Origin of the sequence: Leisingera aquimarina DSM 24565 (assembly GCF_000473165.1) — a bacterium.
Lineage (GTDB): Bacteria > Pseudomonadota > Alphaproteobacteria > Rhodobacterales > Rhodobacteraceae > Leisingera > Leisingera aquimarina.
This window is the reverse complement of the sequence record NZ_KI421504.1, coordinates 2,334,495-2,349,722: the sequence shown is the minus strand read 5'-3', so window position 1 is coordinate 2,349,722 and position 15,228 is coordinate 2,334,495. Positions and strand designations below refer to the sequence as shown.

At 63.7% G+C, this 15,228-nt stretch carries 15 protein-coding genes; 3 read left to right on the top strand and 12 right to left on the bottom strand.

All coding sequences use genetic code 11. The features are described 5' to 3' along the window. Positions 1 to 148: 148 nt before the first annotated feature. From ftsZ to ftsW, 10 genes are all read right to left on the bottom strand, one after another. The gene (ftsZ, locus tag AQUI_RS0115685) at positions 149 to 1,852 is read right to left on the bottom strand and encodes a cell division protein FtsZ (protein ID WP_027258348.1); all 1,704 of its coding nucleotides are present in this window, start codon (positions 1,850 to 1,852) and stop codon (positions 149 to 151) included. Between the two features lie 374 nt (positions 1,853 to 2,226). After that, a complete protein-coding gene (gene ftsA, locus AQUI_RS0115680; RefSeq protein WP_027258347.1) occupies positions 2,227 to 3,561 on the bottom strand; it encodes a cell division protein FtsA in 1,335 nt (444 codons plus the stop codon). Position 3,562: 1 nt separating this feature from the next. Further along, positions 3,563 to 4,465, bottom strand: coding sequence for a cell division protein FtsQ/DivIB (locus tag AQUI_RS0115675; protein WP_027258346.1), 903 nt, complete (start codon positions 4,463 to 4,465; stop codon positions 3,563 to 3,565). Beyond that, positions 4,453 to 5,331 (bottom strand): D-alanine--D-alanine ligase, encoded by an 879-nt coding sequence (locus AQUI_RS0115670; protein ID WP_035920030.1) that lies wholly within the window; start codon positions 5,329 to 5,331, stop codon positions 4,453 to 4,455. Before AQUI_RS0115670 ends, AQUI_RS0115675 begins: the two co-directional genes overlap by 13 nt. 340 nt (positions 5,332 to 5,671) lie before the next feature. Continuing rightward, complete coding sequence (murB, locus tag AQUI_RS0115665; protein WP_027258344.1) at positions 5,672 to 6,613, bottom strand: UDP-N-acetylmuramate dehydrogenase; 942 nt, start codon at positions 6,611 to 6,613, stop codon at positions 5,672 to 5,674. Positions 6,614 to 6,997: 384 nt separating this feature from the next. Beyond that, the gene (locus AQUI_RS0115660) at positions 6,998 to 7,246 is read right to left on the bottom strand and encodes a DUF2484 family protein (RefSeq protein ID WP_027258343.1); all 249 of its coding nucleotides are present in this window, start codon (positions 7,244 to 7,246) and stop codon (positions 6,998 to 7,000) included. After that, the gene (locus AQUI_RS0115655; protein WP_027258342.1) at positions 7,243 to 7,491 is read right to left on the bottom strand and encodes a hypothetical protein; all 249 of its coding nucleotides are present in this window, start codon (positions 7,489 to 7,491) and stop codon (positions 7,243 to 7,245) included. The genes AQUI_RS0115660 and AQUI_RS0115655 overlap by 4 nt, the downstream gene beginning before the upstream one ends. Then, positions 7,492 to 8,889 carry a UDP-N-acetylmuramate--L-alanine ligase gene (murC, locus tag AQUI_RS0115650; RefSeq protein WP_027258341.1) on the bottom strand — a complete coding sequence of 466 codons (1,398 nt, stop codon included), beginning with the start codon at positions 8,887 to 8,889 and terminating at the stop codon, positions 7,492 to 7,494. It lies immediately after the preceding gene. A 5-nt stretch (positions 8,890 to 8,894) separates the two neighbouring features. After that, positions 8,895 to 9,986, bottom strand: a complete 1,092-nt coding sequence (locus AQUI_RS0115645; protein ID WP_027258340.1) for a UDP-N-acetylglucosamine--N-acetylmuramyl-(pentapeptide) pyrophosphoryl-undecaprenol N-acetylglucosamine transferase — start codon at positions 9,984 to 9,986, stop codon at positions 8,895 to 8,897. Positions 9,987 to 10,011: 25 nt separating this feature from the next. Continuing rightward, on the bottom strand, positions 10,012 to 11,178 hold the full coding sequence (gene ftsW, locus AQUI_RS0115640; RefSeq protein WP_027258339.1) for a putative lipid II flippase FtsW: 1,167 nt from the start codon (positions 11,176 to 11,178) through the stop codon (positions 10,012 to 10,014). A 235-nt stretch (positions 11,179 to 11,413) separates the two neighbouring features. Between ftsW and AQUI_RS0115635 the strand changes: the two genes are divergently transcribed. The 3 genes from AQUI_RS0115635 to AQUI_RS0115625 all read left to right on the top strand — a co-directional run bounded on the left by AQUI_RS0115635 (position 11,414) and on the right by AQUI_RS0115625 (position 13,412). Next, positions 11,414 to 12,595, top strand: a complete 1,182-nt coding sequence (locus tag AQUI_RS0115635) for a BaiN/RdsA family NAD(P)/FAD-dependent oxidoreductase (RefSeq protein ID WP_027258338.1) — start codon at positions 11,414 to 11,416, stop codon at positions 12,593 to 12,595. 68 nt (positions 12,596 to 12,663) lie between these two features. After that, on the top strand, positions 12,664 to 12,957 hold the full coding sequence (locus tag AQUI_RS0115630) for a putative quinol monooxygenase (protein WP_027258337.1): 294 nt from the start codon (positions 12,664 to 12,666) through the stop codon (positions 12,955 to 12,957). Between the two features lie 5 nt (positions 12,958 to 12,962). Next, positions 12,963 to 13,412: a MarR family winged helix-turn-helix transcriptional regulator gene (locus AQUI_RS0115625; protein WP_027258336.1), complete on the top strand. Its 450-nt coding sequence runs from the start codon at positions 12,963 to 12,965 to the stop codon at positions 13,410 to 13,412. Positions 13,413 to 13,455: 43 nt separating this feature from the next. Here the strand turns inward: AQUI_RS0115625 and AQUI_RS0115620 are convergent, their stop codons facing one another. Both AQUI_RS0115620 and murD read right to left on the bottom strand, forming a co-directional pair. Further along, entirely contained in the window at positions 13,456 to 13,797 is a 342-nt protein-coding gene (locus AQUI_RS0115620; RefSeq protein ID WP_027258335.1) for a thiamine-binding protein, read from the bottom strand. Positions 13,798 to 13,824: 27 nt separating this feature from the next. Next, positions 13,825 to 15,222, bottom strand: coding sequence for a UDP-N-acetylmuramoyl-L-alanine--D-glutamate ligase (gene murD, locus AQUI_RS0115615; RefSeq protein ID WP_027258334.1), 1,398 nt, complete (start codon positions 15,220 to 15,222; stop codon positions 13,825 to 13,827). Between the last annotated feature and the right edge of the window lie 6 nt (positions 15,223 to 15,228).

Sequence of the window (15,228 nt, the reverse complement as noted above, 5' to 3'; positions counted from 1 at the left end):
GCAAAAAAACCTACAACTCAATCTTTGTAACGGTTTGAAACATGACTGTAACAGATAAGCAAATCACCGCTCAAAATTGCGCAAATAACTGAAATACACAAATAAAAAGCCGCCCGAAGGCGGCTTTTGCAGTTAGTTTTGTGAACCGTCAGTTTGCCTGGCGGCGCAGGAATGCGGGAATTTCGATGCGTTCCTGGTCCGGGTCAGCCTGCTGCGCCTGCACCGGCTGCTGCTGGGCCGCGGCGGCCGGGGCCTGCATGGCCGGCTGCTGGCGTGCAGCCTGCGGCGGCTGTTTGCCTGCCGGAGCGTCGGTCGTGCCGGTCATCCGGTGGATCAAGGAATTCAGACCAAAGCGACGCTGCCCGTCGGGCTGCTGCTGCGCATTCTGCTGCTGTTGCGGCTGCGGTGCCGGTGCGGCAGGGGCGGCAGCCGCGCGCGGCTGCTGAACCCGCTGCGCCGCCGCCTGCAGGCGCTCCAGCGCTTGCGGCGACGGGGTGCCCGGAGCGGGTGCCCTCGGCGCCACAAAAGCGTCGGGCTGCGGCTCGGGTGTTGTTGCCTGCGGGCGGAATTCCGGAACCTGCGGCTGATAGGCCGGCGGCGGCAGACCGTCGTTGTCCACCAGTTCCGGCTCTTCAAAGATGTCTTCAGCCTGCTCCTGCGCGGCGGCCTGTTGCGCGTTCATCTCTTCAAACAGCGACGGCTCTTCTAGCTGCGCGGCGGCTTCGGGTTGAACAGCCTCCGGGGCCGGGGCGGCCGCGGCTGCTGCAGGCTGCTCAACCGGGGTTTCCAGTTCCAGCGGTGCCGGACGGGTATCTTCAACACTGACAGTCTGGCGCAGAGGCGCCGACATCGGACGGCGCGGCACCGGCATTTCGGTGTTCACATCCACCGCGTCGATACCGGTGGCAACAACGGAAACCCGCATCTTGCCTTCCATGCCGGTGTCCAGTGTCGAGCCGACGATGATGTTGGCGTCCGGATCCACTTCCTCGCGGATGCGGTTGGCGGCTTCGTCCAGTTCAAACAGGGTCAGGTCATGCGAGCCGGTGATATTGATCAGCACGCCGCGCGCGCCGCGCAGGCTGATTTCGTCCAGCAGCGGGTTGGCAATCGCCTTCTCAGCGGCCTGAACCGCACGGTCCTCGCCCTCGCCCTCGCCGGTTCCCATCATCGCCTTGCCCATCTCATCCATCACCGCGCGCACGTCGGCAAAGTCGAGGTTGATCAGGCCCGGGCGCACCATCAGGTCAGTGACGCCTTTGACGCCCTGATACAGCACGTCATCCGCCATCGAGAACGCCTCGGTGAAGGTGGTCTTTTCATTGGCCAGGCGGAACAGGTTCTGGTTCGGGATGATGATCAGTGTATCGACGACCTTTTGCAGGCTTTCGACACCCGCTTCGGCTTGGCGCATCCGCTTGAGGCCCTCAAACTGGAACGGCTTGGTCACAACACCGACGGTCAGCACGCCCAATTCGCGCGCGGCCTGCGCGATGATCGGCGCCGCGCCGGTGCCGGTGCCGCCGCCCATGCCGGCAGTGATAAAGCACATATGCGCGCCCGCCAGATGGTCGACGATCTGCTCAATGCTTTCCTCTGCCGCGGCCGAACCCACCTGCGGGCGGGCGCCTGCGCCCAGGCCTTCGGTGACTTTCACACCCAGCTGAATGCGGCTTTTGGCCGATGCCTGCTGCAGCGCCTGCGCGTCGGTATTGGCCACGACGAATTCAACGCCGTCCAACTCCTTGGCAATCATGTTGTTGACGGCGTTGCCGCCGGCCCCGCCGACACCAAATACCGTGATCTTCGGCTTTAACTCTTCCTGCCCGGGCATCGAAAGATTCAACGTCATGCTCATACCGCCTGTGTTACCCGCCCTTCCCGCAAAGGGCTTTTTCCTGTGCTATTACCATAATCTTACCGCGCAGAGGCTGTTTCGTCATCCCAAAAAGCACAACGAGCCACAAAATACGGCCTCATTCTAAGGCCTAAACCGCGGTATTTCGCCGTCCCTAGCAGATATTGGGGATTCAGCACAAGCCGCACACAACACAGATGTCGCATCCGCAAAATCACTTCTGCGGAAGACATATTTCCTGATACGTGGCTGGCCACTGCCCGGCCTGCTGAATCGCCGCGTTTGCCGCGGACGTTAAGAACAACCTAACGGGTCCTTCCGGCGCTGTCACGCCCTCTTTGACCCGTCAGGCAGAATTGAAAAACGGCTTACCAGTTGTCCCGGAACCAGCGCACGGCCCGTCCCAAAGTGCCCGCCGGATGACGGCTGGCGGGCATCTCGAAATCCCACCATTCGTCCTGCGGATGGGCGGCAAACAGGCACAGCCCCACCGCCGAGGCAAAGCCCGGACCGGTCGCCGATTGCGGCAGGCCATGCACCCGCAGCGGGCGGCCCAGCCGCACCTGCTGGCCCAGGATCCGGCTCGCCAGCCCGTCCAGCCCCATGATCTGGCTGGAACCGCCGGTCAGCACGATCTGCTGGCTGGGAAGGTACTCGAACCCGGCTGCATCCAGCCGTGTGCGCACCTCTTCCAGGATTTCCTCCACACGGGGCCGCATGATGCCGATCAGCTCGGCGCGGCTGACAGTGCGGCGGTCATGCTCCCAATCGCCGGTATCCCCGCCGATATCGATCATGTCACGGTCGTCGGCACCGGTGGCATGCACCCCGCCGCAAAAGGTCTTGATCCGCTCGGCATTGGTCAGCGGCACCCCCAGCCCCATCGAAATGTCACTGGTGATGTGATCACCGCCCAGACGCACCGCGTCGGCATAGATCATATGTTTCTTCATGAAGACCGAGATCGAAGTGGAGCCGCCGCCCATGTCGATACAGGCCGCCCCCAGCTCCTGCTCGTCCTCGACCAGCGCCGAAAATCCCGAAGCATAGGCCGAGGAGGCAATCCCCGCCAATTCCAGATCGCAGCGCTGGATGCAGCGCACCAGGTTTTGCACCGCGATGGCATCCACCGTCAGCATATGCATGTCGACCGCCAGGGTCTGCCCCATCTGGCCCCGCGGATCGCCCAGGCCCGAGCGGTTATCCAGTGCAAAATTCACCGGCTGCGCATGTATCACCTCGCGGCCCGCGCCGTATTCCGGCACTTCGCAGGACGCCAGCACCTGCGCCACCTCATGCTCCGAGACCACCTGGCCTTCAAGATCCAGCTTGGAATCCAGACCGTATGAGCGCGGATTGGCGCCGGAGAAACAGGCGATCACGTGATCAACCCGCACTTCTGCCATCTTCTGCGCCGCCTGCACCGCGGTACGGATGGCGCGTTCGGTTTCCTGCATGGCGTTGATTTCGCCGAACTGAACACCGCGCGACCGCGTGGTCGCCGCGCCGATCACCCGGAACCCCGACTGCCCGGCCAAGGCCCCGATCGAGCCGTCTTCGCTCAGCCGCCCGGAACCGTCGAACCGCAGCACCAGGCAAGCGATCTTGGAACTGCCCACATCCAGAATGGCCACTACGCCGCGCTGCATCGCCTGGCGCCGCATCTGCCGCATGGCCCGCTGCGATTGATAGAGATCTGTCATGCTACTGCCCGCCCCCATTCAGCTGCCGGATCCGCCACCAGTTTTCCACTGAGTTTTCGGTCATACGCACGGTCGGGCGCCCAGCCAGGCGCATATCCACCGCTGCCACATCGCGTTCCAGCAAATCCTGTACCTCACTCACCGCCAGCACCCGCTCCAGCGCGCGCTGCGGCTGCTCCGCCGGCAGCATGATCCGCTGCTTGCGGTCCAGCACCACGTCCCAGCGCCGCTCGCCCACTCGGACCAGTCCGCGCAGCCGCGGCCCCAGCGGCTTGGCCGCCGCAAACAGCCGCAGCGCCTGCGCCGCGTGCTGATCGGCCCCCTTGCCGGCGATAAGCGGCAGGTTCGGGTGCAGGTTGCGGCGGCCCAGCTCGGCCACGTGAATGCCGTTTTCATCCAGCAGCGCCAACCCTTCGCGGCTGCGCCAGATCAGCACCGGCACGCGTTCCTCGACGTCCACTTGCAGGATGCCGCCGGGGCGGATCCGCACGCGTGCGGTCTTGACCGGGTCCAGCCCGGTGATCACATCGCGGATCCGCTCCAGATCCAGATCAAAGGAACTGACGGGAAAATCTGCCGGTACCACCTCGCGGATGTCCTGCGCCACGCTGGCGCCCGCCCCGTCCACCGCCATCACATTAACCATGAACTCGGGGCGTTCCTCGATTGCGGCGCGGGCATCGCTGACCAGCCCCTGCAACGCGGCACGGCGGGTTTCATCCGCCAGGTAGGCACTGCCCGCCGCAAAAATCAGGCAAAACGGCACCCCGATGCGCAGGCCGAACCGGATACCCGGCGTCAGCATCCAGCGCTGCAACCGGTACTTCAGACGCGACGGCGCCGGATCCGCCCGCCCCTCGCCGCCGCCGCTGCGGCGGCGGAAACGCCCCTTCAGCGGTTGCATGAAGCATCCTCCACCATCCAGGCGCAGAGTTCGCCGAAGGTCATGCCTAGATACGCTGCCTGCTCCGGCACCAAAGAGGTCGGCGTCATGCCGGGCTGGGTGTTGGTTTCCAGCAGAATCAGCCCGCTGGCGCCGCGCGCCTCATCCCAGCGGAAATCGGTGCGGCTGACACCGCGGCAGCCCAGCACCTCATGCGCCTTCAGCGCATAGTCCAGGCACAGGTCATGGATTTCCCGCGGCAAATCCGCAGGCAGCACATGGCGCGATCCGCCAGGCTTGTATTTGGCGTCGTAATCGTACCAGCCATCGGTCAGAATATCTGTTACGGTCAACGCCCTGTCCCCAATCACTGTGGTGGTCAGCTCGCGCCCCGGCGCATAGGTCTCAACCATCACTTCGGCAGGCATTTCCTCGGACAGCTGCGGCGGGCCATTGGCGGCCTCATGCACGATATAGATGCCGACACTAGAGCCTTCGTTGTTGGGCTTCACCACATAGGGCGGCGCCATCACATGGCCCGCCATCACGTCACCCTTGGCAAACAAGCCGCTTTCGACAACCGGCAACCCGGCGGCACGGTAGACTTCCTTGGAGCGCTGCTTGTCCATTGCCAGCGACGAGGCAAGCACCCCGGAATGGGTATAGGGCAGTCCCAGCCATTCCAGCACGCCTTGCACGCAGCCGTCTTCGCCCCAGCGCCCGTGCAGCGCATTGAACACCACATCCGGCTTGATATCCGCCAGACGCGCGTGCAGGTCCCGGCCTGCATCCACCTCGACAACCTCGAACCCCTCACCGCGCAAAGCGGCCGCGCATTCACGGCCGCTGGACAGCGATACTTCGCGTTCGGCTGACGGGCCACCCATCAGCACCGCGACTTTCGGGAGTGCCCTGCTCGACTTACTCACCACGAAGCGCCTCAATACATGCGGGGCTTTGCGCCCCTGTTTCTTGGAGCCTGGAACAGGCCCGCATTATGTGTTTGCGCCGGTTAGGTCCGGCTGATTTTTTTGCGGGGCTGCACGCCCCTTGTATTATCAGCGGATCTGCGCCGCCTCTTCGGCACCCTACCGCCCAAAATCTTACCGGAGCGTTAATGATGCCTTTACCACGTTTAACAATTGCCGCTGCCCGCGCCCCTCCGGAGCCATATGGCCACCCCAAGCTGCGGCCAGAGAAGCCTTTGTAAGCACTCAGGTTTTCCAGTTATTCGGGAAGCGGGTCACCAATCCGCATGATTTCCCATTCTAGCGTGATGCCGGATTCATCGTAAACCTTTTTCCGCACATCTTCGCCCAGACCTTCCAAATCTGCGGCAGTTGCGCCACCGGTGTTGATCAGGAAGTTGGAATGCTTCTCGCTCATCAGCGCACCGCCGCGCTGCGCACCGCGCATACCGGCGTTGTCAATCACCTTCCAGGCTTTCAGATCATGCACGTCATCCGCACGGCCTGTGGATGAGAATCCCGCCGGATTGCGGAAGGTGGAACCGGCCGAGCGGTCGCGGGTCGGCTGGGTCTCATCGCGCTTCTGCAGCTGCGCCTCCATTCGGGCGTGCAGCTCTGCCGGATTGCCCTTGGGTCCGCGCAGTTTGGCCGAAACCAGCACCGCACCCTCAGGGAAGGCGGTCTGGCGGTACTCAAAGCTCAATTCTTCTGCGGTGATCTCGCGGATCTCACCCTCGCGGGTGACGATGGTGGCTGACACGAACACATCTGCGGTGTAGCTGCCGTAACAGCCCGCATTCATCCGCACTGCGCCGCCGATTGAGCCGGGAATGGTACGAAGAAAGGTCAGGTCGATACCCGCATCTGCCGCACGCTTCGCCACATGGGCATCCAGCGCCGCGGCACCCGCGGTGACGGTTTCGCCATCTGTGTCAATACCGTTGAAGCCCCGGCCCAGCCGCACCACCACCGCCCGCAAGCCGCCGTCGCGCACAATCAGGTTCGACCCCACCCCCATCGGGAAAACAGGCACAGCAGAATCGAGACCGCGCAGGAATGCTGCCAAATCGTCAATGTCCGCAGGCTGGAACAAACAGTCCGCAGGCCCGCCCACGCGCAGCCAAGTCAAGTCCGCCAGCGGCTTGCCTTCCAAGAGCCGCCCGCGAGCCGCTGGTAGTACCCCTTCAATTTGCGCCGCCATCGTCTTTTCCGTCCCAAGTTCCAGCCAGTGAACGCGCATAGTCCGTAAACAAGATGCCCGCCAAAATAAAGAGCCAACGCGATCTCGCGGCTATTGTGCTGGTGATCCTCCAAGCACAGGCCCAGCCCCAGCCATATCAGCACCAGCGCCCAAACTAGCACCAGGCCCGCAGCCGGCCATTGCCACCGCTGGCGGGCAAGAAAATAGAAGCCGATCAGCCAAACCGCTCCAATAGCCAGCCAAATTGCAGTAACTGCCACCATTGCCAAACCCCGCGGCCGGCAGTCCGCGGGCCGGCTTCAACACGACAAAAAACGGTACTACCGTATAAGCAGTGGCAAAGCCGGAAACATTTTGTAAACACGCGGCAGCAATCCGCCGCCGTCAGCGAGCCAGCGCACGCCTTATCCACCGGCCCAGATAGATCACCGGCCAGCGCAGCACCGACATGCCGGCCAGCAGCACCGCCAGCCCCCACCAGGGGCCGTTTTCATAGGTGACATAGCCCAGGAGCGGAATACCCAGTGCAATCAGCACATAGGCGCGCCGCCAGAGGTTGTCCCGGCTCGGGATCATCGCCAGCACATTGGCGGTCAGCGCCCAGATGGCGGCCAGGGTCAGCGACAGCGTCATTCCTCTATCTCTCCTCCCTTTGCCCAGCGCCCCAGAAAGAACCCGGCTAACAGAACTGGTACGGCAAAGGGCAGCCAAAAAATCAAGAAGAACTTGAAGGTCACCCAATCAATGGAACCTGCTCCCCTGTATTCGTAAACCAAACCGCCCGCAAACAGCACAAACAAGGAGCCAGACACCAAGCTGGGCAAAACGCCGATGCATGCGCCCACAAGAAGAATGGCAAACAAGCCCAGGATTAGCATCTAGGTGCGCAATCTATCCGGCAGCCCGTTGGCCCATGTGCTGATCGTACCCGCCCCAAGGCAGACAACCATATCACCGGGACGCGCCTGTTCGCGCACCAGGCGCTCCAGATCTTCTTCGCTAAGAATGGCGCGGGCGTGGCGGTGGCCGTGGCGGATAAGACCGGCCACCAGATCATCGCGGCCGGCGCCTTCGATCGGGTCTTCGCCGGCGGCAAAAACCTCGGCAATGGCGACCACATCGGCCTCGTTGAAACAGGCGCAGAAATCGTCGAACAGGTTCGACAGGCGCGAATAGCGGTGCGGCTGATGCACTGCGATCACCCGGCCTTCGCTGGCCTGGCGCGCCGCCTTCAGCACCGCGGCGATCTCCACCGGGTGATGGCCATAGTCGTCGATAATGGTGACGCCATCCACTTCACCCACCTTGGTGAAGCGGCGGTTCACCCCGCCGAACGCCGCCAGCGCCTCGCGGATTTCAGTGCTGTTCATGCCCAGATGCCGCGCCACGGCAACCGCGGACAAGGCGTTGGAGACGTTGTGGTCCCCCGGCATCGGCAGGGTGCAGCCCTCGATCACCCGGTCCTCGGCCTGCAGGTGCACGTCGAAATGGGCCACGCCGCCCTTGTAGGTCAGGTTCACAGCCCGCACATCGGCCTGCGCATTGAAGCCATAAGTCACCACCCGGCGGTCGGAAATCCGCCCGATCAGCGCCTGCACTTCGGGATGGTCGGTGCAGCAGACCGCGACACCGTAGAATGGGATGTTGGAGACAAACTCCAGGAACCCGTCGCGCAAGGTGTCGAAATCGCCCCAATGCTCCATATGCTCGGGGTCGATATTGGTCACCACCGCAATGGTCGCAGGCAGCCGGTTGAAGGAGCCGTCGCTTTCATCCGCCTCGACCACCATCCATTCGCCCTGCCCCATCCGCGCGTTGGAACCATAGGCGTGAATGATGCCGCCGTTGATGATGGTGGGGTCAAAGCCGCCGGCCACCATCAGCTCGGCCATCATGGTGGTGGTGGTGGTCTTGCCGTGGGTGCCGGCAATGGCGACGTTGGATTTCAGCCGCATGAGTTCCGCCAGCATGTCGGCCCGGCGCACCACCGGCAGCCCGCGCAGGCGGGCCTCGTCCAGTTCCGGGTTGCCCGGTTTGATCGCCGAGGAGATCACCACAACCGCGGCCTCCTCCAGGTTTTCAGCCTTCTGGCCGACAAAAATCCGCGCGCCCAGCTCTTCCAGCCGTGCGGTGATTTTCGAGGATTTCAGATCCGAGCCCTGCACCATATAGCCAAGGTTCAAGAGCACCTCGGCGATGCCCGACATGCCGATGCCGCCGATGCCCACAAAATGGATCGGGCCGACGTCTCCGGGCAGTTTGGTTGCAGGGTTCATGACAGTTATCCTTCCTCGGCCAGTTGCTCGACCAGTGCCGCCAATCGCTCGGTGGCATCGGGAATCCCGGCGCTCAGTGCGGCTGCCGACATTTTCACCGCAGCCTGCGGGTTACTCAGAATTGCGCCCATATGCTCTGCCAGCACCGGGATATCAAGGGCGCTTTCCGGGATCATCACGGCGGCATTGGCGTCAACCAGCCCACGGGCGTTGGCGCTTTGATGGTCACCGGCGGCTGCGGCAAAGGGGATCAGGATCGAGGGCCGTCCGATGACCGAGATGTCCGCCACCGACGACGCCCCCGAACGCGAGATCACCAGCTGCGCCTCCGACATCCGCGCGGGCACGTCGGCAAAGAACGTCTGCACATCGGCATTAACGCCGTGGTCGGCGTAAAACGCATTGACCCGGCCCAAGTCTTCTTCGCGTGCCTGATGCGACACCCGCAGATACCGGCGGATGCCATCGGGCAGCGCGGCAACCGCCGCCGGCACCACGTCAGAGAGGATCCGCGCGCCCTGGCTGCCGCCCATCACCAGCAGGGACATCGGGTAATCGCCCGGCGGAATATACGCCGCACCCGCCCGCTCCATCACCGCGCTGCGCACCGGGTTGCCCACGTGCTCATGCGCGACACCTTCGGGCAACGCGGTCGGCCAGGTGCCGCAGGCCACCCCGGCTACCCGTTTGGCAAAGATCTGGTTCACCCGGCCCAGCACGCCGTTCTGTTCATGGATCATCCGCGGCAGCTTCAAAAGCGTCGCCGCCCCAAGCGCCGGGATTGACGGGTAGCCGCCAAAGCCAATGACGGCATCGGGCCGCTCGCGCCGCATCTGCATTGCCATCGACAGCACGCCGCCTGCGATCTTCGGCGCCACCAGTGCCTTGGCGAGCAGCCCGCCACGGGCAAAGGTGGCCGAGGACACCTGCGAGATTTCCACCGCGCTTGGAAAGGACGCGGTATAGCGCGCGCCCCGTGCGTCGGTCGACAGCTTCACCCGCCAGCCGCTCGCCAGCATGGCTTCGGCCAGCGCCTGCGCCGGAAACATATGGCCGCCGGTTCCGCCAGCGGCCATCAAAAGCAGTTTCTGTGCCATCCCAAGGGGTCTCTTTCACATCTCGTCAGCGGCCGCGGCCGTTCAGGTAATCGGCAATTCCGCCCTGCGGGCGCGTCCGGGTAAAGGCCAGGAGCATACCCACCGCAATCCCGGTGGCAATCAGCGAGGATCCGCCATAGCTGACAAACGGCAAGGTCATGCCTTTGGCGGGCAGCAGCCGCACCGCAACCCCCATGTTGATCATCGCCTGCACGCCGAACATGCAGACCAGACCGGTGCCCGCCAGGCGGATGAAGGTATCGCGCTCGCGCATCAGCCTGAACAGCGATCGCACCACGATCGAGGCATAAAGCGCGATCAGAACCGCCACCAGCACCAGCCCGTATTCTTCAGCTGCGACCGCAACGATGAAATCGGTATGGGCATCCGGCAGCGACCATTTCACCTGGCCCTCGCCGACACCGACACCGAACAGCCCGCCCTCGCGGATCGCATTGGTGGCATAGCCCAGCTGAGTGGTGGGATCGACATCCGGGTTCAGGAAGCCGTCGATGCGGCGGGCAAAGTGTTCTGAGCTGTTATAGGCAAAGACACCCCCCAGCACGACCACAGCAGCCATGCACACAAGCAGCAGCATCGGCGCGCCAGCGACGAAATACATCACCCCCCAGCCGAACAGGATCAGGCTGGCCTGGCCGAAATCCGGCTGCAGAACCAGCATCATCACCACCATCATGCACAGGGCGAAGGACATCAGCGTGCCCGGCGGCCCGTTGATCTGCTGGCTGGCTGCAATCATCCAGGCCGCCACCACGATGAAACCGGGCTTCAGGAACTCCGACGGCTGCAGCGAGGCAAACCCCAGCGAATACCAGCGCACCGCGCCTTTGCCGAAATCGGTGCCGAAGATGGGCAGGAAGGCAAGCGCCACAAAGGCCAGCGCAAAGCCCAGCACCGCCAGCCGCCGCACCAGCGTGGGCGACATCACGGATGTCACCAGCATCGCTATCAGCGCCGTCAGGCCGAAAACCGCCTGCCGCTGCACATAGTGGAAATTGCCGAACCCGTTCCGCTCCGCCAGCGGCACCGAGGCGGCGAGCCCCAAGAGCAGCCCGATCACGAACAGCATCAGGATGCAGGACATTGTCCATTTATCCAGCGTCCGCCACCACTTGGGAAGAATAGGCTCACCTGCCTGCACGGGAACCGCGCCATAGACCATCTCAGTCATGGGAATACCGCCACTATATGCCTCGTTCCGCCCCATTTTTCGGGGTCTCACAGAAACTGTAACGAAACGTGAGCCGCGGCGCCAGAAAAAGAACACAGTTCGGCGGAAAACCACCGTCCGCGCGGCCGGCCATCTTGACAGGCAGGAAGCTGCCAGATCGCCGGCGCCAATCCGCCAGACAGCTCCTGCCGGCCTCCCCCTTGCGCCAGCGCCAGTTCCGTGGTCGATGCGCGCCATGCGGACAAACACTCTGATTCTCGGCGCCGGCGCAGCCGGCATGATGTGCGCGCGCCATTCCGGCGGCAGCACACTGGTGATCGACCACGCCAAGGCGCCGGGCGACAAGATCCGCATCTCCGGCGGCGGCCGCTGCAATTTCACCAACATGTATGCGGAAGCGAAGAACTACCTCTCTGCCAACCCGCACTTCTGCAAATCGGCACTGGCCCGCTACACCCAGTGGGATTTCATCGGCCTGGTGGACCGCCACGGCATCGCCTGGCACGAGAAGACCCTGGGCCAGCTGTTCTGCGACGGCTCCGCCAAACAGATCATTGCCATGCTGACGCAGGAGATGGCACAGGCCGGTGCGGACCTCTGGCTGCAAACCTCCGTCGAAGCAGTGGAACAGACTGCAGACGGCTTCCGCGTCCAGCTGCTGCGCGAGGGTAAGCCGCAGACCGTCACCTGCCGCAATCTTGTGCTGGCCACCGGCGGCAAGTCGATCCCCAAAATGGGCGCCACCGGGCTTGCCTATGATCTGGCTCGCCAGTTCGGGCTGGAAATCACAGAGACCCGCCCGGCGCTGGTGCCCTTCACCTTCCCTGACGGGCGCTTCCAGCCGCTCGCCGGCACCGCCTTGACCACGCGTCTCAGCAACGTGCGCACCAGTTTCGACGAGGCGCTGCTGTTCACTCACCGCGGCCTCTCCGGCCCCTCGGTGCTGCAGCTCTCCTCCTATTGGCGCGAAGGGGAGGAAATCACGGTGAACCTGATCCCGGAAACGCCGCTCTACGACCTGTTGCGCGACCAGCGCCAGGTTGAGGGCCGCCGCGACCTGACAACTGAACTGGCGCGTCACCTGCCCGGCAAGCTGGTGGATTTCCTAGCCCCGCAACTGGGCCTCAAGGGCCGCCTGGCAGACCAATCCGACGCCGCGCTCACAGCCCTCTGCGAGGCGCTGCAATACTGGCAATTGCTGCCCGCAGGCACTGAGGGCTACCGCACCGCCGAAGTCACCCTGGGCGGCATCTGCACCGATGGCCTCTCCTCCAAAACCATGGAGGCCAAAGCGGCGCCCGGCCTCTACGCCATTGGCGAGGCGGTGGATGTCACCGGCTGGCTCGGCGGCTACAACTTCCAATGGGCCTGGTCATCGGGCCATGCAGCCGGCACCGCCATCGCCGACAGCCGCTAAGGCCGGCTTGACACCGCGCGCGGCGGCATTCATGATAGTTATCATGATAACATAAATGGAGAAACACCATGACCGCCCCCTTCCAACTGGTCGCCAAGATCACTCCGAAACCGGAACACATCCAAGATGTGCGCCAAAGCCTGCTGGACATTCTGGAGCCGACCCGGGCCGAACCCGGCTGCCTGAAGTTCCTGCTGGCCGAAGGCCGCGATGGCGATTGCTTCTACCTGGATGAAGAATGGGCCGGCGAGGACGCCCTGGCAGCGCATTACGCGGCGGATTACATCACGCCGGTTTTCGCCAAATACGAGGCCTGGCTTGCCGCACCGGTGGAAATCCACAAAATGACCCCGCTGGCCTGACGCCGATGTTCTTCCTCAAGGACCTGCCATCGCAGCAGATGGTCGGCACCTATGCCCAGGCATACGGCGCCGACCCGGACCATATCACCAGCGCGCTCCTGATGATGCGCCGCGCCAGCCTGCTGATCCGCAGCCTCGACGCCTTTTTTGCCGTCCACGGTCTGTCGCAGCTGCGGTTCCTGGTGCTGATCGTGATCGACCGCGAACCGGAGCGCGCCTCGCTGACCCCGAATGAGATTGCCCAGCGTATCGACGTGTCGAAACCGGTGATGACCCGCACCCTGCAATCGCTGCAGAAAGACGGGCTGATAACCCTCTCGGCCAGCCCCTCCGACGGGCGTTCCAAAGAAGCCGCGCTGACAGCTGATGGCCTCCAGCGGCTGCAGGACACGCTTCCCGGCTATTTCAAACTCCTATCAGGGGAGATGACCCAGCCGTCCGCCACCGCGGGCTGACCCTTGAAGATTTTCCGCTTAGGTGAGCCTGAAGCCCCTCCCCCTAGTCTTCAACGAACACGCTGTTGCTCGGCGTCACCCCGCGGGTATAGGTGCAGAACGTGTCATGCGCCTCCGGCGTGGTGGTGTGGATCTTAATATTGGTGATCACCTCCACCGCGCCGAACTCCAGGCAGGCCTTCTCCGCCTGTTTCACAATCTCCAGCAGCTGATCCAGCTCGCCCCTCATGGTGGTTTCCATCGCCCCCACCTGGAACGGCACGCCCGACGCTTTCACCACCGAAATGGCCTGATCGACCGCCTCGAAGTTGTTACCTTCGCGCAGCCGTGGAATGACCTGAAAGGCCAGCATCACGGTATTCTTCGCCTCTGCGGCCTTAGCCATGGGTCCTGTTCCTTCCTGCCGGCGGCTTCAACCCAGCCGCGTCTTCACTTCGGCGATGAAATCCTCGCCGCGCTGCTCAAAATTGTCATACTGGTCAAAGCTCGCCGCGGCCGGCGCCAGCAGCACGGTGTCGCCCTCTTGCGAGTCCGCAATGGCCAGCTCCACCGCAGCGGCCATGGTGGTGCAGACTTCTGCCTGCACATCCAGCTGCAGGGAAAATCCCGCCGCCTCACGCCCGATCACATAGGCCTTCACCACATTGCCAGTCCGCCCCTGCAGCGCCTCCAGCCCGCCGTCCTTCTGCAGCCCGCCGCAGATCCAACGAATGTTTTTGAACGCGCTCAGCGCCTTCACCGCGCTGTCGGTGTTGGTGGCCTTGCTGTCATTCACATAGCGCACGCCGCCAGCCTCAGCGATGGTCTGGCTGCGGTGCGGCAGTCCCGGGAAGGTGGCCATCGCATCGCCGATCAGCCGCGGTGCCAGCCCCAAGGTGCGCGCCGCCGCATAGGCCGCGCAGGCGTTCTGGTGGTTATGCGCGCCGGGCAGGCCCGTCATCTCCCGCAAATCGATCGAAGCCGCCTGCCGTCCCTTGCGGTACTCGCTCAGGAACCCCTTGCGGGCAAAGACCTGCCAGCCCGGCCCGGTCAGCTTGCGCGCAGCGGATACCCTGATCACCCGGTCATCGCTTTGCCCTTCGGACAATTGCCCGGCCAGAAACAACCCCTCATCCTCGTCAATGCCAATCACCGCACGGTCCGGCCCGCCCTCGGCAAACAGGCGGCGCTTGGCGGCAAAATAGCCGCCCATGCCGCCATGCCGGTCCAGATGGTCCGGGCTGAGGTTGGTAAACACCGCGACATCCGGCGTCAGCGCACGAGCCAGCTCGGTCTGATAGCTCGACAGCTCCAGCACCACCACGCCGCCATTGCCCGGCGGATCAATGTCCAGCACCCCACGGCCGATATTGCCCGCCAACTGGCTTTCGCGCCCCGCTGCCTGCAGGATGTGATGCAGCAGCGCCACCGTGGTTGATTTGCCGTTCGATCCCGTCACCGCCACCACCCGCGGCGGCTGGTCATGCATCTGCCATTCGGCATCGGCAAAGGAGCGGAAGAACAGGCCGATATCATTGTCCACCGGAACGCCTGCATCCATAGCGGTGCGGATCACCGGATTGGGCTTGGGGTAAAGATGCGGAATGCCGGGCGAAGTGATCAGCGCCGCCACATCGTCAAAGGCGCCGGCCTTGTGCAGATCACGGCAGGCAAAGCCTTCCGCCTCCGCCGCCTCCCGCGCAGCCGGGTTGTCGTCCCAGCAGACCGCCTCCGCCCCGCCTGTCCGCAAGGCACGCGCCGTCGCCAGACCCGAGCGCCCCAGCCCCAGCACGGCAACCTTAGCGCCTTCATATCCTTTGACCGGGATCATCGCCTG